Origin of the sequence: Mesorhizobium sp. M0998, assembly GCF_040318885.1 — a bacterium.
Lineage (GTDB): Bacteria > Pseudomonadota > Alphaproteobacteria > Rhizobiales > Rhizobiaceae > Mesorhizobium.
The window spans coordinates 1-24,473 of sequence record NZ_JAMYND010000026.1 but is presented as its reverse complement, the minus strand read 5'-3'; the positions used below and the strand labels follow the sequence as shown (position 1 = coordinate 24,473).

General features: G+C 62.1%; 31 protein-coding genes and 1 pseudogene. 23 read left to right on the top strand and 9 right to left on the bottom strand.

The features are described from left to right. Positions 1 to 106: 106 nt before the first annotated feature. From NKH59_RS22665 to NKH59_RS22655, 3 genes are all read left to right on the top strand, one after another. On the top strand, positions 107 to 1,450 hold the full coding sequence (locus NKH59_RS22665) for a PAS domain-containing HWE histidine kinase family protein (protein WP_353023180.1): 1,344 nt from the start codon (positions 107 to 109) through the stop codon (positions 1,448 to 1,450). Positions 1,451 to 1,525: 75 nt separating this feature from the next. Continuing rightward, positions 1,526 to 1,897 (top strand): avidin/streptavidin family protein, encoded by a 372-nt coding sequence (locus NKH59_RS22660; RefSeq protein WP_352539868.1) that lies wholly within the window; start codon positions 1,526 to 1,528, stop codon positions 1,895 to 1,897. A 118-nt stretch (positions 1,898 to 2,015) separates the two neighbouring features. Beyond that, a complete protein-coding gene (locus tag NKH59_RS22655) occupies positions 2,016 to 2,432 on the top strand; it encodes an HD domain-containing protein (RefSeq protein ID WP_352539867.1) in 417 nt (138 codons plus the stop codon). A gap of 31 nt (positions 2,433 to 2,463) precedes the next feature. On the opposite strand, the gene NKH59_RS22650 is transcribed toward NKH59_RS22655, so the two are convergent. Continuing rightward, complete coding sequence (locus NKH59_RS22650) at positions 2,464 to 2,874, bottom strand: DUF427 domain-containing protein (protein WP_352814075.1); 411 nt, start codon at positions 2,872 to 2,874, stop codon at positions 2,464 to 2,466. 182 nt (positions 2,875 to 3,056) lie between these two features. Here NKH59_RS22650 and NKH59_RS22645 point away from each other — a divergent pair, with 182 nt between their 5' ends. From NKH59_RS22645 to NKH59_RS22630, 4 genes are all read left to right on the top strand, one after another. Continuing rightward, complete coding sequence (locus tag NKH59_RS22645; protein WP_302893445.1) at positions 3,057 to 3,872, top strand: endonuclease/exonuclease/phosphatase family protein; 816 nt, start codon at positions 3,057 to 3,059, stop codon at positions 3,870 to 3,872. A gap of 63 nt (positions 3,873 to 3,935) precedes the next feature. Then, positions 3,936 to 5,336 (top strand): phospholipase D family protein, encoded by a 1,401-nt coding sequence (locus tag NKH59_RS22640; protein WP_353023117.1) that lies wholly within the window; start codon positions 3,936 to 3,938, stop codon positions 5,334 to 5,336. Between the two features lie 84 nt (positions 5,337 to 5,420). Continuing rightward, on the top strand, positions 5,421 to 5,603 hold the full coding sequence (locus NKH59_RS22635; protein WP_352473069.1) for a hypothetical protein: 183 nt from the start codon (positions 5,421 to 5,423) through the stop codon (positions 5,601 to 5,603). Between the two features lie 200 nt (positions 5,604 to 5,803). After that, a complete protein-coding gene (locus NKH59_RS22630; protein WP_352449563.1) occupies positions 5,804 to 6,091 on the top strand; it encodes a hypothetical protein in 288 nt (95 codons plus the stop codon). 59 nt (positions 6,092 to 6,150) lie between these two features. On the opposite strand, the pseudogene NKH59_RS22625 reads toward NKH59_RS22630, so the two are convergent. Next, positions 6,151 to 6,600: pseudogene (locus NKH59_RS22625) on the bottom strand (cytochrome c3 family protein); the annotation flags it as partial. 263 nt (positions 6,601 to 6,863) lie between these two features. On the opposite strand from NKH59_RS22625, the gene NKH59_RS22620 reads away from it, so the two are divergent. The 6 genes from NKH59_RS22620 to NKH59_RS22595 all read left to right on the top strand — a co-directional run bounded on the left by NKH59_RS22620 (position 6,864) and on the right by NKH59_RS22595 (position 11,714). Further along, the gene (locus NKH59_RS22620; protein ID WP_353023115.1) at positions 6,864 to 7,127 is read left to right on the top strand and encodes a hypothetical protein; all 264 of its coding nucleotides are present in this window, start codon (positions 6,864 to 6,866) and stop codon (positions 7,125 to 7,127) included. A gap of 9 nt (positions 7,128 to 7,136) precedes the next feature. Next, positions 7,137 to 8,234, top strand: coding sequence for an FAD-dependent oxidoreductase (locus tag NKH59_RS22615; protein ID WP_353015210.1), 1,098 nt, complete (start codon positions 7,137 to 7,139; stop codon positions 8,232 to 8,234). Between the two features lie 62 nt (positions 8,235 to 8,296). Then, the gene (locus tag NKH59_RS22610) at positions 8,297 to 9,268 is read left to right on the top strand and encodes an SDR family oxidoreductase (RefSeq protein ID WP_352834828.1); all 972 of its coding nucleotides are present in this window, start codon (positions 8,297 to 8,299) and stop codon (positions 9,266 to 9,268) included. A gap of 4 nt (positions 9,269 to 9,272) precedes the next feature. Then, positions 9,273 to 10,988 carry an HAD family hydrolase gene (locus tag NKH59_RS22605; RefSeq protein ID WP_353023113.1) on the top strand — a complete coding sequence of 572 codons (1,716 nt, stop codon included), beginning with the start codon at positions 9,273 to 9,275 and terminating at the stop codon, positions 10,986 to 10,988. Positions 10,989 to 11,093: 105 nt separating this feature from the next. Next, a complete protein-coding gene (locus tag NKH59_RS22600) occupies positions 11,094 to 11,246 on the top strand; it encodes a peptide ABC transporter permease (RefSeq protein ID WP_353023111.1) in 153 nt (50 codons plus the stop codon). Positions 11,247 to 11,270: 24 nt separating this feature from the next. Then, positions 11,271 to 11,714 (top strand): PPC domain-containing DNA-binding protein, encoded by a 444-nt coding sequence (locus NKH59_RS22595; RefSeq protein ID WP_023677099.1) that lies wholly within the window; start codon positions 11,271 to 11,273, stop codon positions 11,712 to 11,714. Between the two features lie 10 nt (positions 11,715 to 11,724). On the opposite strand, the gene NKH59_RS22590 is transcribed toward NKH59_RS22595, so the two are convergent. Next, positions 11,725 to 12,987, bottom strand: coding sequence for a DUF763 domain-containing protein (locus NKH59_RS22590; protein WP_352769225.1), 1,263 nt, complete (start codon positions 12,985 to 12,987; stop codon positions 11,725 to 11,727). Between the two features lie 103 nt (positions 12,988 to 13,090). Beyond that, entirely contained in the window at positions 13,091 to 13,795 is a 705-nt protein-coding gene (locus tag NKH59_RS22585) for an MgtC/SapB family protein (RefSeq protein WP_353023109.1), read from the bottom strand. A gap of 226 nt (positions 13,796 to 14,021) precedes the next feature. Here NKH59_RS22585 and NKH59_RS22580 point away from each other — a divergent pair, with 226 nt between their 5' ends. Beyond that, complete coding sequence (locus NKH59_RS22580; RefSeq protein WP_352614260.1) at positions 14,022 to 14,189, top strand: hypothetical protein; 168 nt, start codon at positions 14,022 to 14,024, stop codon at positions 14,187 to 14,189. A 30-nt stretch (positions 14,190 to 14,219) separates the two neighbouring features. Further along, entirely contained in the window at positions 14,220 to 15,212 is a 993-nt protein-coding gene (locus tag NKH59_RS22575) for an ATP-dependent DNA ligase (protein ID WP_352971544.1), read from the top strand. Positions 15,213 to 15,335: 123 nt separating this feature from the next. On the opposite strand, the gene NKH59_RS22570 is transcribed toward NKH59_RS22575, so the two are convergent. Together NKH59_RS22570 and NKH59_RS22565 are read right to left on the bottom strand one after the other, a co-directional pair. Beyond that, positions 15,336 to 15,863, bottom strand: coding sequence for a YciE/YciF ferroxidase family protein (locus tag NKH59_RS22570; RefSeq protein WP_353023107.1), 528 nt, complete (start codon positions 15,861 to 15,863; stop codon positions 15,336 to 15,338). 169 nt (positions 15,864 to 16,032) lie between these two features. Next, complete coding sequence (locus NKH59_RS22565) at positions 16,033 to 16,764, bottom strand: Crp/Fnr family transcriptional regulator (protein ID WP_352473082.1); 732 nt, start codon at positions 16,762 to 16,764, stop codon at positions 16,033 to 16,035. A gap of 501 nt (positions 16,765 to 17,265) precedes the next feature. Between NKH59_RS22565 and NKH59_RS22560 the strand changes: the two genes are divergently transcribed. Next, positions 17,266 to 17,463 (top strand): hypothetical protein, encoded by a 198-nt coding sequence (locus NKH59_RS22560; protein WP_352449586.1) that lies wholly within the window; start codon positions 17,266 to 17,268, stop codon positions 17,461 to 17,463. Positions 17,464 to 17,728: 265 nt separating this feature from the next. On the opposite strand, the gene NKH59_RS22555 is transcribed toward NKH59_RS22560, so the two are convergent. Next, complete coding sequence (locus NKH59_RS22555) at positions 17,729 to 17,893, bottom strand: DUF3309 family protein (RefSeq protein ID WP_023677107.1); 165 nt, start codon at positions 17,891 to 17,893, stop codon at positions 17,729 to 17,731. A 183-nt stretch (positions 17,894 to 18,076) separates the two neighbouring features. Between NKH59_RS22555 and NKH59_RS22550 the strand changes: the two genes are divergently transcribed. Next, the gene (locus NKH59_RS22550; RefSeq protein ID WP_352539853.1) at positions 18,077 to 18,514 is read left to right on the top strand and encodes a hypothetical protein; all 438 of its coding nucleotides are present in this window, start codon (positions 18,077 to 18,079) and stop codon (positions 18,512 to 18,514) included. 78 nt (positions 18,515 to 18,592) lie between these two features. On the opposite strand, the gene NKH59_RS22545 is transcribed toward NKH59_RS22550, so the two are convergent. Further along, entirely contained in the window at positions 18,593 to 18,823 is a 231-nt protein-coding gene (locus NKH59_RS22545; protein WP_352473085.1) for a hypothetical protein, read from the bottom strand. A gap of 236 nt (positions 18,824 to 19,059) precedes the next feature. Between NKH59_RS22545 and NKH59_RS22540 the strand changes: the two genes are divergently transcribed. Next, positions 19,060 to 19,614, top strand: a complete 555-nt coding sequence (locus NKH59_RS22540) for a DUF4142 domain-containing protein (protein WP_352473087.1) — start codon at positions 19,060 to 19,062, stop codon at positions 19,612 to 19,614. 247 nt (positions 19,615 to 19,861) lie between these two features. Beyond that, on the top strand, positions 19,862 to 20,104 hold the full coding sequence (locus NKH59_RS22535) for a polymerase (protein WP_352473088.1): 243 nt from the start codon (positions 19,862 to 19,864) through the stop codon (positions 20,102 to 20,104). Positions 20,105 to 20,209: 105 nt separating this feature from the next. On the opposite strand, the gene NKH59_RS22530 is transcribed toward NKH59_RS22535, so the two are convergent. Continuing rightward, entirely contained in the window at positions 20,210 to 20,995 is a 786-nt protein-coding gene (locus NKH59_RS22530) for a DUF1236 domain-containing protein (RefSeq protein WP_352814090.1), read from the bottom strand. Between the two features lie 204 nt (positions 20,996 to 21,199). On the opposite strand from NKH59_RS22530, the gene NKH59_RS22525 reads away from it, so the two are divergent. The 4 genes from NKH59_RS22525 to NKH59_RS22510 form a co-directional block, all read left to right on the top strand. After that, a complete protein-coding gene (locus NKH59_RS22525; protein ID WP_352614254.1) occupies positions 21,200 to 21,499 on the top strand; it encodes a DUF1236 domain-containing protein in 300 nt (99 codons plus the stop codon). A gap of 345 nt (positions 21,500 to 21,844) precedes the next feature. Next, complete coding sequence (locus NKH59_RS22520; protein ID WP_353023105.1) at positions 21,845 to 22,693, top strand: MetQ/NlpA family lipoprotein; 849 nt, start codon at positions 21,845 to 21,847, stop codon at positions 22,691 to 22,693. 133 nt (positions 22,694 to 22,826) lie between these two features. Further along, positions 22,827 to 23,891 carry a methionine ABC transporter ATP-binding protein gene (locus NKH59_RS22515; RefSeq protein WP_352540028.1) on the top strand — a complete coding sequence of 355 codons (1,065 nt, stop codon included), beginning with the start codon at positions 22,827 to 22,829 and terminating at the stop codon, positions 23,889 to 23,891. Continuing rightward, on the top strand, positions 23,872 to 24,473 hold a 602-nt coding region (locus tag NKH59_RS22510), incomplete at its 3' end, for a methionine ABC transporter permease (protein WP_353023104.1). The genes NKH59_RS22515 and NKH59_RS22510, both read left to right, overlap by 20 nt.

Sequence of the window (24,473 nt, the reverse complement as noted above, 5' to 3'; positions counted from 1 at the left end):
TTTAGATGACGTAGCAATCCGTCGGCAATCCAAGCGGAGCGGGGGACTGGTGGACGTCGTTGAACTAAGGACTGGCGGAATCCCGCAAGTTTCTTCCGCCGATCTGATGCAGGCGTTGCCTGTGGCTGTCTACACCACCGACAGACAGGGCTACATCACCTTCTTCAACGAAGCCGCTGCCGATCTCTGGGGACATCGTCCGATGCTTGGCCAGGACCTCTGGTGCGGTTCATGGAAGCTTCGCCACCTTGATGGGCGACCGATGGCGCATGACGAATGTCCGATGGCCGTTGCCTTGCTGGAGGAGCGGGACGTTCGTGGGGGCCGGGCGATCGCCGAGCGGCCGGACGGCCAGTTCATCCCGTTCAGCGCGCACCCGGTCCTGCTTCGCAATGTGCGCGGTGAGGTCGTCGGCGCTATCAACACCCTGCTCGACCTGCGCACCCAGGCGCTGGCTGACGACGCCGGCATGAGGCTCGCTGCCATCGTCGAATCCTCGATGGACGCGATCGTGTCGAAAGACCTGAACGGCATTATCACCAGTTGGAACGACGCGGCACAACGCCTGTTCGGCTACACGCCCGCCGAGGCGATCGGGCGCCCGGTGACGATCCTCATCCCGCCCGACCACCTGGATGAGGAAGCCATGATCATCAGCCGCATTCGCGCCGGCGAACGGATTCCTTCATACGAGACTATCCGGCAGCGCAAGGATGGCACCCTGGTACCGGTTTCGCTCACCATCTCGCCGATACGCGACGGCATTGGGCGTATCATCGGCGCCTCCAAGATCGCGCGCGACATCAGCCCGCACAAGGAGAGCGAACGGCGCATCCGCACACTCATGCGCGAAGTGAACCACCGCGTCAAAAACCAATATTCGGTGATCGTCTCGATGATCCGCGAGACCAGCAAGCTGGCGGGGACGCCAGAGGCTTTCCTTTCACAGGTCCGGGAACGCATCATGGCGCTATCGGAATCGCACGATCTGCTGGTCGATGCCGAATGGCGTGGGGCGACTATCGGCGAACTGATCCATGCCCAGACCAAGGCCTTCGCGACACAGGCCCGTCTGTCGATGAGCGGGCCGATGATCATGCTGCAGCCGAACGCGGTGCAATATCTCGGCATTGCCTTTCACGAGCTGGCCACGAATTCGGTAAAGCACGGAGCGCTGTCGCACCATGACGGACGGGTCGAGGTCGAATGGACCGTGACGCCAGCCGCCGACGGCAGCGATGGCTTCCGCTTTGTCTGGCGGGAACTGGACGGGCCATTGGTGGATGAAAACACGCGACGCGGGTTCGGAACGGTTGTGCTCAAACGCGTCACGCCGCAGGCGCTCAGCGGCACCGGCCGCCTGGAATTCGCCAGGCACGGCATCAGCTGGACGCTGGAAGCGCCGCTACGCTTCGTGCAGATGTCGACGGCTGGCATCGCGGCTGATTGAAGGCAGCTACACCGGCCGCGGCTTGGCGGCCGTGTGGCAGCACAATCCCCATGGAGGCAATCAGGAGGAGCAGCGATGAGTTGGCTGGGCATCTGGCAAAACCAGTACGGGTCGGTGGTCGAACTGACCAGCGAAGAGGGCGGACGGATCAGCGGAACCTTCAGGACGGCGCTGGAGGACAGCGCCTTTTTCGGCATGACCGTGCCGCTGTTCGGAGCCTGCCATGGAGATGTCATCGGCTTCACTTGCGCGGCCGAAGGGCGGGTCGGAGCCGCAGCGGTGAGCTATACCGGCATTCTCAGGGATGGGAAGCTGGAGATGCTGTGGCACACCGTTGCGGATGCCGCTTTGTCGGCGGAAAAGGAAGGTGCCCCGGCCCGAGCCAGGAAACTGCCCGCCTGGCGCGCCTTTGGAACCAGCCTCGACAGTTTTGAACGCGTGTCCTGACGCCTCGCGCCCGCCGCTCGCAAGTGAGGCAGCAGGGTGCCGCGGCGCGTAGGAACTCGCACCGACGATGGCGCGTTGGTGCGCCAGGACATGCTCTGTTCGTTACGGGGTCGACCCAATGAGCGTGCTTTATCGCGCAGCGAAAATCGCCGAACAGGCTCATGCCGGGCAGGCGGACAAGACAGGGCGGCCATATATCGAACATTGCCGCCGGCTCGTCGATGCCGTCGAAACGCTCGACCAGAAAGCTATCGCCTATCTTCACGACGTCATCGAAAAAGGCGACGGCTGGAACCGCGACCGGCTTGAGGCGGCCGGGTTCGGGCCGTCCATCGTGTCTGCCGTCGACGCCATGACGCGGCTGCCGAACGAGGACGATGCCGCGTTCGTTCGCAGGGCTGCGGCCAACCCGCTGGCGTTGCCTGTCAAGCGCGCCGATCTTGCCGACAATCTATGGCAGGCACGGCAGATCGGGGCCTCGACGGCGAAATACGAAGACGGCCTGCGCATCCTCAGAGAAGAGTTCGCGAGCTGACGGACCGCTGGCGGCTGTCGCCGATGTGGGTCTACTCGGTGACGTGCGGTGTGTGCCGCTTGTCTTCCGCGGGATCGGCCTCGATCCGCGCCCTGCCGGGATCGAACGCACCGTGGCGGGCGATCGCCAATGCCGGGGTGTCGGGCGTCTCGTAGGCCCACATGAAGTCTTCTGCCGACGAACCGACCGCATGAACCCGCCAATAGCTTGCCGTGCCCTTCAGCGGGCTGTGGCTCGTCGTGTTCGTCTTCTCCAGAAGGTCGAAATAGATGTCCTCGAAGGGTATGTAGAAAACAGGATCATGGCCGTCTTCATAGAGCACCTTTGCCCGCTCGCTCGACGCAATAATGGCATCGGAGAACCGGACGGTCACGGTTCCATCGAACGGGACAATCCTGAGCGGGCCTGGGCGGGGGGCGGAATCTGCGGCTAAGGACTGCATTCGACTTCTCCGTTGACTGCGCTGCCTTTCCGAAACGTGTTGTTGCCCGTCAGGGTTCCAGACCGCCGGCGCGCCGAGCCCGGATGGTGGAACGGTTCTGCAAGGTCGTCGTTGTTTCAGACCTCCGCACGCGCCATAATCGCAATGGCCGCCACTCACCGACTCAACAGCAAATGGATAACATGCTGGATCGATCGCCTACCCTTCCAAGGTCGCTTGGCGCTGCGCTGCGAAGGGAAGTGCCGCGGTTTACGGCACCCGGCAATGAAATTTCGTGCACCACGGTCGCATCCTACAACGTGCACAAATGCGTCGGCACCGACGGCAGGTTCGATCCGGAGCGGGTCGCGGCCGTGGTTAAGGAACTCGACGCCGACATCATTGCTTTGCAGGAGGCCGACGAAAGAACCGGAAGCAGGCAGGGTTTGCTGGATCTCGCAGCGCTCGAGCGGGACAGCGACCTCGTCCCCACCCATGTCCCGGAAAACCGCCGCAGCCATGGCTGGCACGGAAATCTGATCCTGGCACGCCGCGGCGTGGTCGAAAGCGTGAACCAGATCCGGCTGCCCGGCCTCGAGCCGCGCGGTGCGGTTATCGCGGACCTGGAACTGAAGGGCGTCTCCCTCCGGATCATAGCCGCACATTTCGGCTTGCTGCGGCGGTCGCGCTCGCAGCAGGCCAACGCGCTGGTCGAAGCCACGCACCCGGTTCTGCGGCCAACAATCCTGCTCGGCGACCTCAACGAATGGCGCGTCCGCAACAGGTCTTCGCTGCTGGCCCTGCTGCCGCATTTCGGTCCGATCGATGCGGTTCTGCCGAGCTTTCCGTCGCGCTTTCCGCTGTTTGCGCTCGACCGCATCCTGGCCAGGCCGCCGCACCTGATTTCCAGCATCGAGGTGCACAAGACGCCGCTGGCGCAGCGGGCTTCCGATCATCTGCCGATCAAGGCCCGGCTGAACCTGGACGCGATACGGCAGCCGCGGCTGCAACCAGAATGAACCTGAAGGGTTGTTAGTCAGATTTCAGACGGTTTGCTTCGCTGATGTTTATCGGTGCACTTCATGGATACAGCCATCTCGCGGTTTGCCCGGGACAAGATCGCTGCCGGCAATAGCGGGCTGCTGCTGATCGCCGACAATTATGACGCGTTTGCCGCGCGAATCCTTGCTGCGCGCAGTGCCACAAGCAGCCTCGACCTGATGTACTATCTCTGGCACGACGCCCATAGCGGCCGGCTGCTGATGCAGGAGGTCGTCAAGGCGGCGGAGCGCGGTGTCCGCGTCCGCATGCTGCTGGACGATATCAATCCGCGCAACAGCGACGCTGCTTACCTGGCGCTCAACAGCTACAAGAACATCGAGCTGAGGCTGTTCAACCCCAGCGGCATGAGGAACGGCAGCATCTTTCGCACGCTGGAGATGGTCGCCCGGCTGTTTGCGATGACCCGCCGCATGCACAACAAGGCCTGGATCGCCGATGAGGGCTTGGCCATCGTCGGCGGAAGAAATATCGGCGATGCCTATTTCGACGCTGCGGAGACGAATTTTCGCGATCTCGACCTGTTGCTTCTCGGTCCTGCCGTAGGGCAGACGATGCAGATATTCGAGGCGTTCTGGAATTGCGAGGCGGCAAAGCCGATCCAGCTGCTCAACCCGGCTGCGGTGGTCTCGCGCGCCGATTTCCTCGACAATCTCGATGCGACAGCAGACGGCCAGCTTTTGAACAGCCTCAGTGCCTGGCGCACGATCACGGAGTTCGTTGCAGCGCACAGCGACGTCTGCTGGACCAAAGACGTTCGCGTCATTTCCGATCCGCCGGAAAAGGTGCGCGGCAAGCGGCGCAGGAACTGGCTGACCAAAGAGCTGCTTCCCGCTATCGCGGCGACCAGGCAGCGCCTCGAAATTGTCTCGCCCTATTTCATCCCCAGCCGCACCGGGTTGGCCATCCTGTCGAAGCTGGTGGATCGTGGCGCCGAGGTTGCAATCCTGACCAACTCGCTCGCCGCGACGGACGTCGCCGCCGTGCACGGCGCCTATGCCAAATGCCGCCGCAAGCTGCTTAAAAAAGGTATCCAGCTTTTCGAATTGCAGCCCTTCGACCGCCAGGCCAACATCTCCGTTTTCGGTTCAAAGGGAGCCAGCCTCCACACCAAGGCCTTCACGGTCGACGATACGCTCGGGTTTGTCGGCTCCTTCAATTTCGATCCGCGTTCGGTGTCGTTGAATGCGGAAATGGGCGTGCTTTTCCATGATACCAATCTGGTGATGGAGTTGCGCCGGCTGTTCGAGCACGAAAAGTCACCGCAGACGAGCTATCAGCTGGTCCTGGACAAAGGCGCCTTGCGGTGGCTCGGCATGGCGGATGGCGAGATGCGGCAATATTCGCGTGAACCGGAGGCCAGTCTCTATCGGCGCATCGTTGCAGCGCTGGTTGGGTGCCTGCCGATCGAATCGCAGTTGTAGAAGCGACGGATTTGTCGGAACGCAACTCTTTGTCGGAACGGAACTCGGGGATCACGAGTTGTAACCCGTGTCCGGAGCATGCCGATGAAGACCACGATATACAGTTTTCTTGCTGAGCTCTTGCCGTTCTGGATGGCGCATAAACGCAAAATGCGCGCCGACCGCGCCGCCGAGTGGCCGGCACGACCGGCTGCTGCGGATGACGATGTTCGGCCGTCAGGCGATCCTAATCGAGCAGCACCGGCGCGGCGGCGCAACACGTCCTAAGGGCAGAATGATCCCGCTCCAACTGTCTGGCTAGCCGCATTTCCGCGACGCCGATAATCCCATTTGGCTGCAGAAGCTCGAGCCCTTAGGGCGATCACGCTATCGTCAAGTATCGCTATTCGAAATCCGGCGTTGCCAAGCATCCATTTTGCAGCACGTACGTTAATGTGCACTACAGGTTGCCGCTATAGGTGAGCGCCATGAGTGATAGTGCGATAGAATTCTTGCAGGACTGGATCCACGAAAACGTTCATGTGCCGCCGCCTCCGATCAAGCTTGAAAGGGAGGCGGAAATCCTCGCCAGGGAATGCAAGGAAGAGGCTGCCGATGCCGGCGTACCCATCGAAGACATCGAGGAAGAGGTCGGCGACCTCAAGGACCTGCTCGTCGCCAAGCTTGAAGACGCAGCCGAGGACGAGGCCCGGCAACTCAACGGCCACGGCCAAAAGATTTCTACGCTGGCGGCCGGGCAAAAGCGGGCCGTGTGAGGCCGGTCCGAGCGCAGGCAAGGCATCACGAGGTGCGCCGCTTCGGCCTATTGTCCGATCATGTCGTCGACCTCGCCATGGCACGTCTCGCAGGCGACGCCTTTAGCGATATGGATCGAATGATTGAAATAGACGAAGTCAGGGACACTGTTCACCCGCTGCCACTGCAATGGCTGCCCGGAGGCAAGGCTTGCCCGTACCGGAGCCAGCATGTTCGCGTTGGTGAAAAGCTGCGAATGGCAGGTCATGCACACCTCGGTCGCCGGCAGACCCGCCGATGACGAAGTCTCGACGCCGCTATGGCAATAACGGCAATCGACGCCAAGCTCGCCGACATGGTGCCTGTGGCTGAACGGCACTGGTTGCGCCAACGGCCGGCCAACGCCGGTGACGAAGTCCGAACGCAGGATGGCGGTGCCACCGAGAGCCGCAAAGATCGCCATGAAACACGCGCCCCACAGAGCGAAGCGTGAAATGCCGTTGGCGCTCCTCGAAAAGACCTGCGGCATTCCCTCGCCGATTTCGCATCCAGCAAACCGTATTCACCCCCTAAAACCCTAACTGCGGCTGCGTGGGTAAGTTCCGGCTGGAGCAGCGGAGATCACAGAATGGTTACCCCGCCCTGGCCCATCAGGTCGGGCTGACCGGAAACCATCGAACCCTCCATACGTTCGGATGAGGTCACGTTCTGTTTCACCCGGATAAGCATCATGATCATGACCATCCCCCACCCCATCCCATTCGCCGGTCCGGCATTGCCTTCTGGTGGACGATGTTCGTCGGCGCGCTGCTGACGATCCTCGGCCTGCTGATCGGAGGGGGCGGTGCCTGGTTGATTGCGCTGGGCGGATCCTGGTATTACCTGCCCGCCGGGATCGCCCTGCTGGCCGCCGGCAGCCTGCTGCTTGCCGGCAATGCCGCCGGTGTATGGCTTTATGTCCTGATCTGGCTGGCGACCCTCGCACCCGGCAGCCACCATTTCATGGAGACCAGGATCGGCGACGCCATCATTGCCTACGCACTGCCAAAAAGCTGACGCCCGACGATGACGGCTTCGCGGGACGCTTCCATCCTGATCGTCGGCGCCGGCCCGACCGGGCTGACGGCGGCAGTCGAACTGGCAAGGCGCGGCATTGCACCTCGCATCATCGACCGCAAGGAAGGCCCTACGCCGCTCGCCAAGGCGGTCGGCATCAGTTCGCACAGCCTCGACATCCTTGAACCGTCCAAAGTCGCTGCCCGATTGCTCGCCGAAGGATTGAAAATTCGCCGAGCCCGTTTCTACTTCGAAGGACGAGCGCTCGGCGAGATCGATTTCTCGATCCTGCCGCACCGCCATAATTTCCTGCTGTCGCTGCCGCAGCGCGATACCGAATCGCTGATGACCGATACGCTCAAGGGATTTGGCGTCGACGTCGAATGGCGAAGCACATTTGTCGGCATGGCCGAGCACAAAGACCGGGCCGAGGTGCGGATCGAGGCGCCCGACGGCCCTGACGAGGCAAGTTTCGACCTTGTCTTCGGAGCCGACGGTGCGCAAAGCACGGTGCGTGATGCCATGGGCATCGGCTTCGATGGCTACACGCATCGGCGGCAATGGAGCATTGCCGACGCCGACATCGACGATTGGCCCTATGAGCCGATGGCCGCCCACGCGTTTCTCCACAGGGACGGTGACGTCGGTTTCATCATCCCGATCGGCGAGAAGCGCTATCGCGCGGTCTCCAACACCGAGGATGCGCTGGCGCGCATCCCCGGCAATTACCGGATCACGCGGTTGTTGCGGACCGACCGCTTCCATATTCCGGTACGACAGGCGCCGCGCTATCAAACCGCATGCGCCTTCCTGGGAGGCGATGCCGCGCATGTGCATTCGCCGCTGGGCGCGCGCGGCATGAATCTCGGCATCGAGGACGCCGCGTCATTCGCCAGGCGTTTCGTCGACGGCACGCTTGCCGGCTACACAAGCGAACGCCACCCGGTAGGGCAACGGTGGATCACGCTCAGCGAGCGCATCCTGTCGCTGGCCCAATCGGACAACGGCATCATGCAAGGCGTCAGGAACGCGGCCTTCAGCGTCGTCGGCCATCTGCCGCTGCTGCAACGGCCGCTGCTGGAGCGTGTCGCCGGGCTCAAGGAATGACGTGGTCGCATAAACCTTTTCGCCGGACATGCGTTGTTGGGTTTCAAGCCAGGGAGATGACCATGCAGATGAAATCGGAAATCGCCGGCGAGGCCGCCAAGCAACGGCACATCCAGCGCCGTATCGACGAGAAGGACAAGTCCAAATCCAATGGCAAGCAAAAAGGCGCCATGCAGGCCGGCGCCCGCAAATATCCCGAGCCGCCCTTCCCCGAGCAGCACCAGCCGAAGCCGGGGCATGAATGGGCGATCGAGCCGGCGCCGCTTTACGATGCGCCGTACTATATCGGATCGAAAAAGCTCGACGGCAAAGTGGCCGTCATTACCGGCGGCGATTCAGGCATCGGCCGTGCGGTGGCCGTGCTCTATGCGCGTGAAGGCGCCGATGTGGCGATCGTCTATCTCTCGGAGGATAGGGACGCCAAAGATACCAAAAGGGCCGTCGAAGCGGAAGGCCGGCGCTGCATCCTGATCAAGGCGGACGTCAGCGAACGCAACCACTGCCACAACGCGGTGGCTGAGATCGTGCAGGAGTTTGGGCGGATCGACGTGCTGGTCAACAACGCCGCTTTCCAGATCCACTCCAGCGATTTCAGCGAGCTGACCGAGGAGCATTTCGACACGACGCTGAAGACCAACCTCTACGGCTATTTCCACATGGCGCAGGAGGCCGTGCCGCACATGAAACCCGGTTCGGCGATCATCAATACCGGTTCAGTGACCGGCATCGAGGGCTCGAAGCAACTGGTCGATTACTCCATGACCAAGGGCGGCATTCATGCCTTCACCCGCGCGCTCTCAGGCAACCTTGTCGAGAAGGGCATAAGGGTCAACGCCGTGGCGCCAGGCCCGGTTTGGACGCCGCTCAACCCCTCGGACAAGGAAGCCGGCGACGTTTCGAAATTTGGCGCCGATACGCCGATGAAACGGCCGGCCCAGCCGGAGGAGATCGCGCCGGCCTACGTGTTCCTCGCTTCGCCGCACTGCTCGAGCTACATCACCGGCGAAATATTGCCGATCGTGGGCGGCTATTGACGGCATGTATTTCATTGCCCTGGCCACTGATTATGACGGCACGCTGGCGCATGAAGGGGTCGTTGCCGAGAAGACGCTTGCGGCGCTTGAACGGTTCAAGAAGAGCGGCCGCAAACTCATTCTCGTCACCGGGCGCGAGCTGCCCGACCTCAAGCGCGTCTTTCCCGAAGTCGCGATTTTCGACAAGGTGGTCGCCGAAAACGGCGCGCTGATCTACACGCCGGCCAGCGAGGAGGAGCGGACGATATCTCCGCCGCCCGCCCCGGAGTTCATCGCCAAACTCAGGAAACGCGGTGTCAAACCGCTTTCGGTCGGACGCTCGATCGTCGCAACCTGGGAACCGCATCAGGCTACCGCGCTCGAGGTCATCAAGAAATTGGGGCTGGAGCTGGAAATCATCTTCAACAAGGGCGCGGTGATGATCCTGCCCAGCGGCATCAACAAGGCGACCGGGCTGACAGCTGCGCTTCAGGACCTCAGACTGTCGCCGCACAACGTCGTCGGTGTCGGCGACGCCGAAAACGACCACGCCTTCCTGCGCGCCTGCGGCTTCAGCGTGGCCGTCGACAACGCACTGCCGGCAGTCAAGGATACGGCGGATCTCGTGACACGCGGCGCGCGCGGAAAAGGCGTCGAGGAACTGATCGCCAAGGTGGTGGAGCGCGATCGCGAGCTTGTGCCGAGCCGCGACGGCATTGTGCTTGGCTCGGAGAATGGCAAGGAGGTGTATCTGTCGCCAACCGATACGGTGCTGATCGCCGGCAGCTCCGGCATCGGCAAATCGACCCTGGCGACCGCACTGACGGAGAGCTTCGTCGAGAGAAAGTTCCAGTTCTGCATCTTCGATCCCGAAGGCGACTACGATGGCCTCGAAGGCGCCGTCCGGCTGGGCGACGGCTCGAACGCGCCGACGAAGACGCAACTGCTCGATCTCCTGGGGAAGCCGGACAACAATCTGGTCGTCAATGGCCTGGCGCTGCGCGTTAACGAGCGGCCGGACTTCTTTGCCGACCTGCTGCCGGGCCTTGGCGGTGTTCGCTTCCGCACGGCACGACCACACTGGCTGATCATCGACGAGGCGCATCACCTCTTGCCGAAGCGGCGCGACGACACGCCAATGGTGCTGGCCATGGAATTGCCGGGCACGATCCTGATCACGGTTCATCCGGACGCGATCTCAACCGAGGCATTGCGGCTGGTCACCGCCGTCATCGCACTCGGCCCCAAGGCGAAAAAGGTCATCAAGACGTTCTGTCACGAGACCGGCACCGAACCGCCAAAGGACAAGGACCTGAACTCTCCAAAAGACGAGCGCGTGCTGTTCTGGCGGCCGCAGGCGTGCAAGAAACCTGCCATGGTCGAGCCGATCGAACCGCGGCAGTCGCTCAAGCGCCACAGCCGCAAATATGCCGAGGGCCAGCTGGACGAGAAGGGCAGCTTCTATTTCCGCGGCCCCGACAATGCGATGAACCTCCGCGCCCATAATCTGATGATTTTCGCCCAGATCGCCGAGGGCATCGACGACAGGACCTGGGAACATCATCTGCGCGCCGGCGACTATTCCGAATGGTTTCGCCACCAGATCAGGGACAAGGAACTGGCGCGCGAAACCGCCGAAGCGGAGAAAGACGGCACACTTTCGGCGCAGGAGAGCCGCAACCACATCCTGGACGCAGTGCGCCGCCGCTATACCGCGCCCGCCACCGCGCCAAAGGAATAGCTGCAACGGCGCCCCGCCGTGGAACCTCATCCGCCAAACGAGATTGTGTTCTATCGGGCGCCAGATCCATTCAATGCCGAATAATGCCCCGGAAGGAGACGATGGATGAGCAGCGACCTGGACAAGAATGGTCCTGTCTTTTCGGCGGAGCAGGCGCGGCAGGGCGAGATCATCCTGCGGACGCGGGCGCGCCGGATCATTTTCATCGGCGGCCTGGTGGGTCTCGTCTTGCTGGCATTGCTGGTTTGGTGGATTTGAATTCCTCACGGCTGGAGCAAGATCATGAAATCACAGCTTGTCGCCGAAAGCGCCGGACAGAGAACGTTCGTCGTTGTGCTTGATCCCGGCGAAGAGGCGTTTGCGCAGCTGACGTCATTTGCGGTCGACCGTGGCGTCGGCGGCGCTTCGCTGACCGCGCTCGGCGCTTTCGAAAGTGCAACCGTCGGCTGGTTCGACCCTGGAGAAAGGACCTACCGGAAAATCCCCGTCCGGGAACAGTGTGAAGTGCTGAGCGCGATCGGCGATGTTGCCATCGGCGACGACGGCAGGCCCAGCTTGCACGTCCACGCAGTCCTTGGATTGAGTGACGGCACCACGAGGGGCGGTCATCTGCTGGACGGCATCGTGCGGCCGACGCTCGAGGTCACATTGGTGGAGACGCCTGGCCATCTGCGCCGCAGGCACCGTCCCGAACTCGGCGTCGCCCTGATCGACTTGGAGGCTTGATCCGAGCCGATCATTTCGTTGATTTGACTGCGGCCGTTTCGGGTACGACCTCCCAACCGAAGACGCTGCGGCCGCCGAGCAGATGCGATTGCTCGAACTCCCCGGCGACTATTTCCTTCAGGCTTGGGCCGGTGACATAGCGCTCGACCTGCCTCGACTGGTCGTCCAGCCGCCGCAACGCGCCGATCTCTTCGTCACGGCCGAGCCTGGCCTTCTGGACAGCCGACTTCAGCACGCCGATCGTCTCGTCATAGACCTTCAGCGGCACGGGGAACGGGTGCCTGTCCTTACCGCCATGCGCCAGCGAGAAACGGCCTGGATCGGAAAAACGGCACGGCGCGCCATGCACGACTTCGGCGACGAGCGCCAGCGCCCGCACCGTGCGCGCGCCGACATTGGGCACGAGGAGAAGCCCGGCGAAATCTGTCGGGCCGCGCTCGGCCGCCGCGGCGATGTTGCCGTGCAGGCGGCGCATGACGACATCGCTTTCGCGCACATCGTGGTGCGCCGGCATCACCAGATGCGGCAGCAGCTTTTGTGCCGGCTCCGGCGCTGGCGCCGAACCCCGCTCCAAAGCGGCAAGCTCCCTCACGATGCGATCCGGTCCAAGGCCGTGCAGAAGGTCCAGTTGTCCCTGGCGCGACGCTTCGGCGCGGCGGTCGGTCAGGTTGACGATCTCGCCCTGATTGGCGCCCTCGATGGCAGCATGCGGCTGGTCGACAAAGCTCTTCAGGCCTTCGGACAGCCAGTGATAGCGGCGCGCCACCTTGCTGTCGCCGTTCATGCCCTGCTGCACCACCACCCAGTTGCCGTCGTCGGTGACGATAAAGCCGTGCAGATAGAGATCGAAACCGTCCTGGACCGCGGCGCTGTCCACCTTGGCGACAAGCCGGCTGGCAGTCGCGAGGCCTTGCCCGTCGAGGCCGACACGCTCGCCGATCAGGGCAAGCTCGTGCGGGGTCTTGCGCGAATGCGCGCCGCGGCCGCCGCAAACGTGGATGCCGAGCTCGCCGGAGAGCGGCGACAGACCGCGCTTCAACGCTCCGACGACGCTGGTGGTGATGCCGGAGGAATGCCAGTCCATCCCCATCACGGCGCCAAAAGACTGGAACCAGAACGGATGCGCCAGCCGGCGCAGCAATTCATCGCGGCCGTAATGGTGGATGATCGCCTCGCACATGACCGCGCCAAGCCGCGTCATGCGGTCGCCGAGCCATTTCGGTACGCGCCCGCCGTGAAGTGGGAGATCAGCACTTCCCGATCGCTGTGCCACGGTCTTTTGCTTGCTCCTTGAGTCCTGCCTCGACAGATAGGTATCGAAAGGGGTGTGGAGAAGCTATGGCCCGATTCAGGCCGCGATCGTTGCAAGCCGCCAGCTAGCGGGCAGGTTCGCTGAGGAGATCAAACTTCTGGATCTCGCAATGCTCGCCCACCGATTCCAGCAGATCCATTGGCGGTGCCCCAGTGTCCGGCCGCCTCCAACTGATCTCGAACGAGAAAACAGGGTCTTTGAGATCCGGGCGCCTCTCTATCGCGACGAGGCGTGCCCGGTAGCCAAGCGGCCCGATGAGCTCATCGAGCTCCTGTCGAGCCGCGGCCTTCCAGGTCAGTGCCAACTGGGCATGGTGTTCGCGCGACATTCGAAGGTCCACCCATTTCAGGACCAGCAAGGTGGCCAGCGTCAGCGCCGTGCCGGCCGCGCCCAAGCCGTATTGGCCACCACCGAAAGCCAATCCGATCGCCGTCATCACCCACAACGTGGCCGCCGTGGTGACGCCGCTGACAAGATTGCCGCGGCGAAGAATGGCGCCACCGCCGATAAAGCCGACGCCGGTCAACACGCCCAGCGGAAAGCGCAAGACGTCCATCGTTGCAAACGAATCCGGGTGCTTGCCAACGGTCTCGAGCAGAATACTGGCCTGGATCATTGTGATGGCGGCGGCCAATCCGACCAGCACGGTGGTGCGTAGCCCCGCCGCGTGCCCGCGCGCCTCGCGGTTGAGGCCTATCAACAGGCCGGCGAGCGCGGTCAGAAGCAGTCGTGCCGCGATGTCCTGCCAGACCGGAACAACGAGGAGCATCCCGTTCACCCGTCAGGCCAAGCGCTGCTGGCCAGGAATAGCGCCAAGGTCAAAGCGAACAAGGGCAAGAGCGTCTTCATCGCAAATTCTTTTCGTCGATAAGCAACAAACGATGCGCTTGGATTTTGGTTGCGCCGCCGACGATTCACCCCGGCGATGGGCAGCGGCGGAACAAAACCTTCGGCCTGCGGGTTGGTGGGTTCACGCCAACGAAGGATTTGCAGTCATGGTCCGCTTGCTGCTTGCCGGAGCCGTCGCTTATCTGGCCTATCGCATCACCAAGGAGATCGGCGGGACCGACGAGGTTGATCCGCTGTCGCCTTCGCCCGAGCAAACCGGCCGCAAGGCGCCGAGGCGGCAGAGCGGGGCACAGAGGAATGGCCGACGGCGGTAGCGAATGCCGTAGCGGCGGCGCGGACCAGCCATGACCGCATTTCCGTTGCCGCTCGACCTTCGTCCGATGGAAGCCAAAGCCGCCGATGCAATCCCTGGCGGCGACGGGCTTTGGCAATACGAGCCGAAATGGGACGGGTTTCGCTGCCTCGTGTTCAAGGGCGACGATGCCGTCGATCTGCGTGCAAAATCGGGCAAGCCGCTTGGCCGCTATTTTCCCGAACTGGTCGCGGTGCTGCGCGATGTGAGCTCGCGACGGTTTGTTGCCGACGGCGAGATTGTCATCGACGGATCGTCCTCGTTCGAGGCCCTGCAAATGCGCCTTCATCCCGCCGAAAGCAGGATCCGCAAGTTGAGCCTCGAGACGCCCGCCATGCTGATCCTGTTCGATATGCTGGCCGAGCCCGGTGGCAGGATCATCATCGAAGAGCCTCTCACCACCAGGAGGCAGGCGATTGGGGCCTTTGTCGCGTCGGCGGCACGGCCCCAACTGCACCTGTCCAAATATACGCACGACGCCGCCACCGCCGAGCGCTGGCTGCAGGGCGCCGGCCACGGCTCGACCGACGGTGTTGTTGCAAAACTGATCGCCGGGCCATACCGGCCCGGCGAGCGCGCCATGGTCAAGGTCAAGCGGCTGCGCACTGCGGATTGCGTGGTCGGCGGCTTTCGCTATCTCGCCGGCAGCAACGAAGTCGGATCTCTGCTGCTCGGCCTCTACAATAACGAAGGCAGGCTGGATCATGTCGGATTCACCTCGACCATCGGCAAGGACGACAGGGCGGCGCTGACCAGACGGCTGGAAAAACTGCGGGCCAAACCAGGTTTCACCGGCAAGGCGCCGGGCGGACCAAGCCGCTGGAGCACGGAGCGGAGCGGACAATGGGAACCGATAAAGCCTGAACTGGTGGTCGAGGTTCGGTTCGACCATGTGACAGGCGACCGGTTCCGGCACGGAACCAAGCTGTTGCGCTGGCGGCCGGACAAGGAGCCGCGGCAATGCACGTTCGAGCAGATCGAGTAAGTCCGATCCGAGGCACCGCTTCAAGGCGCTTGCTGCCCGTTCATGACGGACCAATGCAGAATTTCACCGGTTCGCCGCGGCCAACCGAGCCTTGGCAACCAAGGCTCGGTTGTGGTTTTGAAATCAGGCAGCTTCCTGCATGGCGCGCTCATTGACGCCGCTTTCGCCGAGCTTGGAAAGCGCTTCGTCGGTCGCGACCTCTTCCTTGAGAGTTGCCCTGAGCAGCTCGACAACGTCGCTCTTGCCAAGTTCTTCCGCCCACGCGATCAAAGTGCCGTAGCGAGCGATCTCGTAATGTTCGACAGACTGCGCTGCGCCGACAAGTCCGGCGTCGAGTGCAGGAGCACCATTATACTCCTCGAGCATTTCCGAGCCCTCTTCGATGATGCCGTCAATCGCCGGACAGGTTTTGCCGCGGGCCGGCTTGCCGAATTTGTCGAACACCTCCTCGAGGCGGTCGACATGTCCTTCGGTTTCCATGCGGTGTTTCTCGAAAGCGGCGGTCACTTCTTCCGACTCCGCGCCCTTGGCCATTTTTGGCAGCGCTTTCAGTATCTTCTTTTCGGCGTAGTAGAGGTCTTTGAGCCCGTCGAGGAACAGATCCTCAAGGCCCTTGCTTGCCGCCTTCGCGGCCTTTTTCGTAGTCGCCATGATCCTCTCCCGAATGGTTGGTGCCGCCTCGCAAAGTGGAGGCGTCCGATAACCCTCCGACGGGAAACAAGTTCCCTGACGGTCCGGCAGCTTTGAAAATTTTTCCGACCCGCCGTGTGGTGTCGCAGGGGCCTTCGACCTGCGGCAGCAATCGGCCAGGAAAGCGCCGTCAGCGCTCGCCGATATGCTCGACCAGGCGGGTATATTCGGCCTCGGCCAAGCCGTAGCCGCCATCCGCCAGTGCGACGAGACCATCGCGATCGCGGATGATAATTTCGCCGCGGCGGGACCGGATGAGCCCTCGCCCCTCGAGCAGCTGCAGCGCGACCGTTACACCCGGGCGCCTTACGCCAAGCATGATCGACAGGAATTCGTGCGTGATCGTCAGCCGGCCGCCGTCCACCCGATCGTCACACATGAGAAGCCAGCGCGCCAGCCGGTCTTCAAGTTTCGATCGCGCGTTGACCAGCGCGGTATAGCCAGTCTGGACATGCAGATATTGCACGTAGCGCAGCAAGAACAGCCGCAGCGTCGGGCTTTGCGTCAGCGCCGCCTTGAACGGCTCGGCGTCGATCCTGGCGGCTTCTCCCGCCAGCTGCACATAGCAATCATGGACCGTACGGTCGTCGCCCATTATCAGGGCCGAGCCGGTCATACCTTCCAAGCCGACAAGGCCAACTTCCGCATCGCTGCCGTTCGGCATTTTCGCAACCACCGAACCGATGCCGTCCTCGAGGAAATAAATGGCCTCGATCGGCGATCCGGACACTTCGAGCGATTGCCGTAACTCCAGCGAACAGCGCTCGATGTGCGGCTCGAGAGATGCGAAATCGCCGGCGCTCATTCGGCGCAACAGCTTGTTTTTGTACGGATTTTTATTGGAATTTGCTGGATCAGACATAGCTGGGCCCAAAACAGGGCAAGAGCCTTTTTATCTCCCAGCCGTCCGCGCCCGGTATAACCTGCGGACGATAACGCTTATATAAGCACTGAAAGGTATGGAGCCTACTAAATAAAAAAATGAATCGATGCACGGCAGTTTCTCCTGCCGCTTGCCTACGAAAACATCCGACTGAAAGTTAGAGTTGGAAACGTACCAAAGTCGGTTTGGTACGAAAACGACAATTGAGATCGCCGGGCTCGAAAAGAGCCCGTCGCGAGGGATGCAACGGGCTCCATTCGGGCGTCGTGGGCTACGCCCAGTGATCCAAATGAGGGGTGGGTTGGATCGCAGCAACAATGCAGGTGCAAGGCAGTCGTTCCCAAACTGTCTGCTTGGTAATTTCCGTACATTGAGTTTGGACGAGAGCGGCGCTAATTGAATTGGAGTCGTCCACACAGGCACGGCGAGTGGACGCTTGAAAGACGCTTCGCGCTTTCGCCCTTTTCAAGGGAGGATGGCATGCCGATGCAAGGTGCAGCAACTCCAGCCGAACTGAGCGTGCTGAGAAAAGCGCTCGACGACTGCTGCCGCGAGTTGGGTGTTGCGGACGACAGTCCTGTCCGCGAGCGGTTGGCAGCCCGTATCATGTCGCTGTTCAACGAGGGTGTGCTCAACGCCGATCTGAAAGAAGCGCTGGCCGCCGATCGCCAACAATAAGCTGCTGCTATGGTGGCGTCCTCGGCGCCGAAAGGTTCGGCACCGAGTCGCCCTTTCTAGCCAGGGTCCCGGTTTGCCAAGGATCTTGGAAATCTAGTCTTTTCACGACAAAAACGCCCGGCGCTAATTACCAAGCGGCAGGCGTTTTTGTCGCGAGCGTGACACTAACGCGTGTCGCGTTTGGCCGGCCTCATGCGACGCGCTTACTTCCTGTTTTATGCATGTCGTTATCACAAAACCGCTGCACACTTTTGCACGACATGCATCAAATGCGCCCAAGCAGGACCAGGATAATGACGATAAGCAGCACCAAGCCGAGGCCGCCACCACCGTAATAGCCGGTGCCATAGAACGGTCCGCCGCCCAAGCCGCTGAAGCCGCCAAGCAAGGCAAGGACCAAGATGATGATGAGAATGGTTCCAAGGCCCATGATGTCTGCTCTCCTTGTTTGCGCTGCCGCCATTCGCATCAGCGCGTCGCATTGTACAAAGGTATGAACTCACAAGGAGCATTCCTGTTCCGGCGGGACGGTAAGGCGTACGCTCATGCGGCGAGCAGAATGCCGGGCCGGGCCGTCAGAAAAGTCCACAGATGCATGCCCGCGGAGAATGGCATGGCGGCCGCCTTGAACACCCAAGAACATGCTGAAATTCATGGGGAATTTGTCGGAACCTTCGCCCGCCCGAACGGTTGTTTTCGTAGTCGCAACGCGACGACCCTCGTAAAAAGGAGAAGCATCATGCTCACGAAAATTCTCGCAGCTTCGGCGCTTACGATCGGTCTGGCCACGTCAGCGATGGCCCAGAACGTCGGCGATCCCTCCGGAGCCGCTGCCGACGGCAGCGGGCGGACGATAGTAGTCCCGGATAATGGCGGCCCTGACACCGGCACGGATTCGACCATCACCAACAGCATTCGCGATTTCTCAACGACGAATTCGAATGCCGACCGGAATTGCCCACCAGGCCCGCAGGGGGCTCTGCCCGACGCGACCGGCAAGTCTCCGGGCACGATGGCGCCGACGGTGAACGACAACCACTGCGGCAAGTAAGCGCCCGGTTTATCATAGTCTGTGATGAGGCTGCGGAGCGTACGCTCCGCGGCCTCATTGGTGATGAAAATCGGCCGTCTAACGGCAGCGGTGGTCGAAGCTGACCGCGATCTCCCGACCGTCCAGCGCCCGAACGATGAAGCCAACCAGTTCCTCGTCGGTTTGCCGGAACCAGGGAAAGCGTTTGCGCAAATCGGCTATGACGACAGTGGTCGAGAGAATGTCGCCCGAATTGTAGTCGGCCATGACGATATGAACGGCTTTGTCGGTATCAATACCGATTCCAAGCGGCGACTTGATCTGCCCCACGGAAGCCTCCACCCATCTGTCCCGGCAGACGATAGCAAGACTGCGGCAAAGCGAAAGAGCTTGTACGATTCCGTACGGTCCTACGGGTTGCGTTGCACTTTGCAGGACCCAGCCGGCGTGTTTTATTTAAATCATTTGTTTGGCTCGCGGCGGCTGTGGCCACTGCGACCAGGCAACCTCGTCGCAGCTTCCGCGTTGAGCCATCGGAGGGATGACATCAGCCTCGGAGAACCCCCATGAAAACGCTTCTATCCATCACTGCGGCAGCGATGATGGCCGGCGCGCCTTTGGCTGTTTTTGCCCAATCGGCGACGCTGACGCCGCTGACGACCGACACCATGAGCAAGGTTGACACCGCGACATTCGTCAAGACCGTGCCCATCGCCAATACATTTGAAATCGAATCGAGCCGACTTGCGCAGACGCAGGCGACGGCTGACGATGTGAAGGCCTTCGCGGCGCAAATGGTCACAGACCATACCAAGGCCGGCGAGGACTTCAAGGCGGCGCTCAGCAAGGGGCAGACGACTTCGGCCACCGCGCCGGCCGGCCCGTCGCTGGACACCAAGCACCAAGCGCTGCTCGACCAACTCAAGGAGGCCAGCGGGGACAGTTTCCAATCAAAATATATCGACATGCAGACCCAGGCGCATAAGGAAGCGGTGGCGCTGTTTTCCGCTTACGCGAATTCCGGCGACGATCCGGCGATGAAGGAGTTTGCCAAGAAGACGCTGCCGGTGCTGCAAATGCACGAACGTCACGTCAAGGACCTCGCTGCCGCACATCAATGAGAGCGAAGAGTGCCTTTTGCAAACGAAAGGCCGCCCCACACACGGCCTGTGTGACGCGGCTGTCGTCCGGCCACACGGCCGGGAACAAAGCACCGAGAGTGCCGTTATTTACCCGGCTTGTTCGGGGAGGATCCAATGGAAGGCGGCGTTCGCGGGGCGTCAAGGATAGTAGCGCCGGCTTTCGGCGCCGTCCTGGTCGCCGCTGTCACAGGCTGAAATCGCTTTCCGAACGGGACAGGCTGCCTTCATGCGCTACGGCGAGATATTTGCAAATGTTACGGCACTCATGTTGCTGGCCTTGATGATTGGCGGCGTCTTCGTCCTGTTTGGAGAGCCGCTGTGGCCGCGGCACTACGCGAGAATGGTGCTGGTTACGGATATCGATGCCATGACCACCGCGTCAGTCCGAACAAGCTGCCTGCCCAGTCCCTGCCTGCCCGACACCATCGATCATACCGTGCTCACTCCTCGCCCCGAGGACGGACCTTGATTTGCGATTTGCAGACGCTGGAGCTGGGTACGGAAAAGCCCGCCGCGCAGCTCGGGCGGCGGGCTTTTTTGGTGAATCAACCCACGGTAGACCGTCTGGCCACGACTAGGTCAGGATAATCACGATCTTGTAGGTATTCGGGTCGACGATGACGATCCGGCCGTCGGCGAGCACGAAATACTCATAGCCTTCGTAAGCCGGAACGATCTTGACGATGCGCGCCGGCAGGCGATGCAGCCGGACCTTCTTTCGCGGGACCTCGACACCGACGGAGATGTCGAAATCGACGTTGGAAACGGGTTGGACGTTCGTCTCCTTGATGACCTGAGTGATCTCTGTCTTCTGCTCAACGGTCACATTGCTGATGGAAGCGGTCGAACTCTGGTCCTGCTGGGTAGAAGTATTGCTCTGAGCCTGGTTTGTGGTCGTGGTCCCAGCCTTACCCTGAGCCTGCTCTTCGGTCTGCATCTTGGAGCTGCCCTGAGCCTGCTCGGTGGTGGTGGTTCCAGCCTTGCCCTGGGCTTGCTCCTCGGTCTTCATCTTCGTGTTGCCCGTGGCCTGCTGGTCAGTCGTGGCGCCAGCCTTGCCTTGGGCCTGCTCTTCAGTCTTCATCTTCGTGTTGCCCGTGGCCTGCTGCTCAGTCGTAGCGCCAGCCTTGCCCTGAGCCTGCTCGCCGGTCTTCAGCTTCGGTTTGCCCTGCGCCTGTTGATCAGTGGTGGCGCCGGCCTTGCCCTGAGCCTGCTCGCCCATCTTGGCGCCGTTCTGGCAATTGGCAGTGCCGGCTGCACAATTGGCGCCGGACTGATCGTCGGTCGACTGCTGCGTCTGGGCAAGTGCGGCCCCGCAGCTGACGCTGATTGCTAACATGCTGGTGATCAGAACGCCTTTCATGAGAGATCTCCTTGGAAAATGCGTCCCTTCACCCCGCAAAACTGCGTTTAAAAAACTTTGTTCCAAACTAATGGAAGGAAACGGCAAGCGATCCGAGTGGCGGAACAAGCTCCACCCGATAGCGTTACCGGCCTATAGCGACCCCGCTGCGAACGGCATGACGCGGCGCAGCGCAGAGGTGGCTCACGAGGAAAGGAGACAATCATGAGAATGCATCTTTCCGCAGCCGCGGCTGGGTTTTTGCTGCTTGCGGGTGTCGGCGCCGCTGCCGCCCAGGATGTGGTCATCGAACCGCAGCAGGAGACGATCGTACGCGAGTATGTGAAAAAGCAGCCTCTGGCGTCCGTCCAGCTCCCCGGCGTGGAGCTCAATGTCGGCTCGACCCTGCCCGATACCGTCGAGCTTCATGAAGTCCCCAACGTCAAATACCGCTACGTCGTCGTCGACAACCAGACCGTCCTGGTCGATCCAGGCACACGCAGGATCGTGAAGGTCATCCAGTGAGCAAGCGCGTCGCTTTGAAGGGACATGCGGCGCGTCTAGCATTGTCGACATCCCACACTGCTGCCCGTGTTGGGCATTCGGACGCAGAAAGGCCCGCCGTTTCGAAGCACGGCGGGCCTCATAGCGGAGACGACGTCCGGACAATTTCTGAACCAGCATTGGCTTAGAACACATGATCCCAGCACGCCCTGTGCTCGCCAGGCCCGAAACTTTGAGAGAATATTCCTGGCTTCGCATTTCGCGGGAAATACGGTGCTTTGATCCGACGGTCAGCATTCCCGATGATGCCGGCAAGGCTTGGCACTCCGCCTGGCCGCAACGACTTCAGAACCGACGGGATAGATCATGTCTGGGAACACCAACACTTTGCTCTCATTTCTCTCCGCAAGTATAAGCCGGCGCGCCGGTCTGGCTGTACTTTTCGCGTCGGCGGTTGCGATTGTCGGCCTTGCTGCGCCGTCGCTCGCCGAGGACAAGACGGCGGTCAAGGTCGGTATCATGAGCGGCGAGGACGAGGACGTCTGGCGCGTCGTCACCGCCCAGGCGGCGGAGAGGGGCCTGACAATCGAGACCGTGGTGTTCAACGACTATACCCAGCCGAATGAAGCGCTCGAGCGTGGCGAAATCGACGCCAACGCCTTCCAGCACAAGCCCTATCTCGACAACCAGATCAAGACGCAGGGCTATCACATCGTCCCGGTCGGCTATACCGGGGTCTGGCCGATCGGCCTTTATTCCAAGAAGTACGCGAAGATTGCCGACCTGCCAGAAGGCGCGGTCATTGGCGTGCCGAACGACCCGTCCAATGAGGGCCGCGCACTGCGCGTCCTGCAGAGCGAACATCTGATCAAGCTCAGGGAAGGCACCGGCATTCTGGCGACGACCACCGACATCGCCGAAAACCCGAAGCACTTGGTCATCAAGGAGCTGGACGCAGGCATCGTCGGGCGCTCGGTGGAAGACCTCGACGCGGCCGTAGTCAACACGGATTGGGCGCTTAAAAGCGGCCTCACACCGCAGAATCGCATCGCCCAGGAGGCGGTGGCCGACAATCCCTACCGCAATTTCATCGCGGTCAAGGCCGGCAATGAAAACCAGCCCTGGGTAAAGACATTGGTCGCCTCCTATCAGAACGAAAAGGTGAAGGCCGAATTCGATCGGGTCTACAAGGGAACCGGCATCAGCGCCTATTGATGCCGAGCTCGACTGGGCGCCGAAGCCCGGCATGGTAAAGCGGTCCGCGCTTCAACGCGGACCGCGATCGCGTTTGCGGGACACCAATACAGGAACTTTCATGAACCAGCATTTCGCCTCGGTCATCGAAGTCATGCATCCCGTCGGCGGCCGCTCCGCGGGACCGAACGATGTCGTGCGCCTCATCGAGCTGAAGCGCCGCTTCGGCGCGACAGCGGCGCTGGACGGCGTGTCGCTCAGCGTGCGCCAGGGCGAGATCCTCGGCATCATCGGCCGCAGCGGCGCCGGCAAGTCGACGCTGATACGCTGCCTGAACGGCCTGGAGCGGCCGGATTCAGGACAGGTCTACATCGAAGGCCGCGACATCAGCCGGCTCGGCGAGCGCGAATTGCAGCCGCTGCGCCGGCGCATCGGTATGATCTTCCAGCATTTCAACCTGCTGTCCGCCAAGACCGTCGAAGACAATGTAGCGCTGCCGCTCAAGATCGAAGGCCGGCCCAGGGCCGAACGCCTGGCGCGCGCCGCCGAGCTGCTCGAGCTCGTCGGGCTGTCGGAGAAGGCGAAAGCCTATCCGGCGTCGCTGTCGGGCGGGCAGAAGCAGCGTGTCGGCATTGCCCGGGCGCTTGCGGCGCGCCCGGCGCTACTTTTGTCCGACGAAGCGACCTCGGCGCTCGACCCGGAGACGACGCGCTCCATCCTTGCCTTGCTGAGGGACATCAACCGGCAGCTTGGCCTGACCATCCTGCTGATCACGCATGAGATGGAGGTGATCCGCTCGATCGCCGACCGGGTCGCGGTGATCGACGCTGGGCGGATCGTCGAGCAAGGGCCGGTGTGGTCGGTCTTTGCCGACCCGAAATCGGCGATCACACAAAGCCTGCTCGGCGGCATCCGGCCGCAATTGCCGGCGGAGATCGCAAGCCGGCTAACGCAGAACGCCGGCGTGGAGGCGATCCTCAGGATCGACGTGGCCGGTGAGGCCGCCCGAAGCCCGCTTTTGTCCGATCTTGCCTCGGCAGTTCCCGGCTCGTTCCGCCTCGTGCATGGCGGCATCGATCACGTCCAGCAGCAGCCTGTCGGGACACTGTTCGTGGCGGTCGCCGGCACCAATGAAGCTCACCTGGCAGAGGTGATCGCGTTCTTGAAAGCCCGCCAAGCGCGGGTGGAGGTGCTTGGCCATGTCGCCGGTTCTGTTTGAGCTTCTCGTCCGTTCAATCTGGGAAACGATCCTGATGACGGCCGCCTCCGGCCTCGTCTCGCTGGTTTTCGGGCTGCCGCTCGGCCTGGCGCTGGTCGCCACCGACCGCGGCGGCATCGCCGAAAACCTGTGGGTGAACCGCGCGCTTGGCGCTGTCATCAATGGCTTCCGCTCGGTGCCTTTCATCATCCTGCTGGTTGCGCTGATCCCGGTGACGCGGCTGATCGTCGGCACCTCGATCGGCACCTGGGCAGCGATCGTGCCGCTGTCGATCGCGGCGACGCCCTACTATGCCCGGATCGCCGAAGTGTCGCTGCGCGAGGTCGACCACGGGCTGATCGAGGCAGCACGCGCCATGGGCGGCAACCGCTGGACGATTATTCGAGAGGTGCTGGTGCCGGAAGCGTTGCCGGGCATCGTCGCCGGCTTCACGGTGACGCTGGTGACGCTGATCGGGGGGCGCGGGCGCGGCCGCCCGCGCCCCCCCCCGCCGCGCCCGGCCGCCCCGCGCACCACCCGCGCGAAGCCCCGGCGCGCGAGGCGGCACGAAGGACCAGGGGTGGTTGGGGGGAGGGTAGGGGG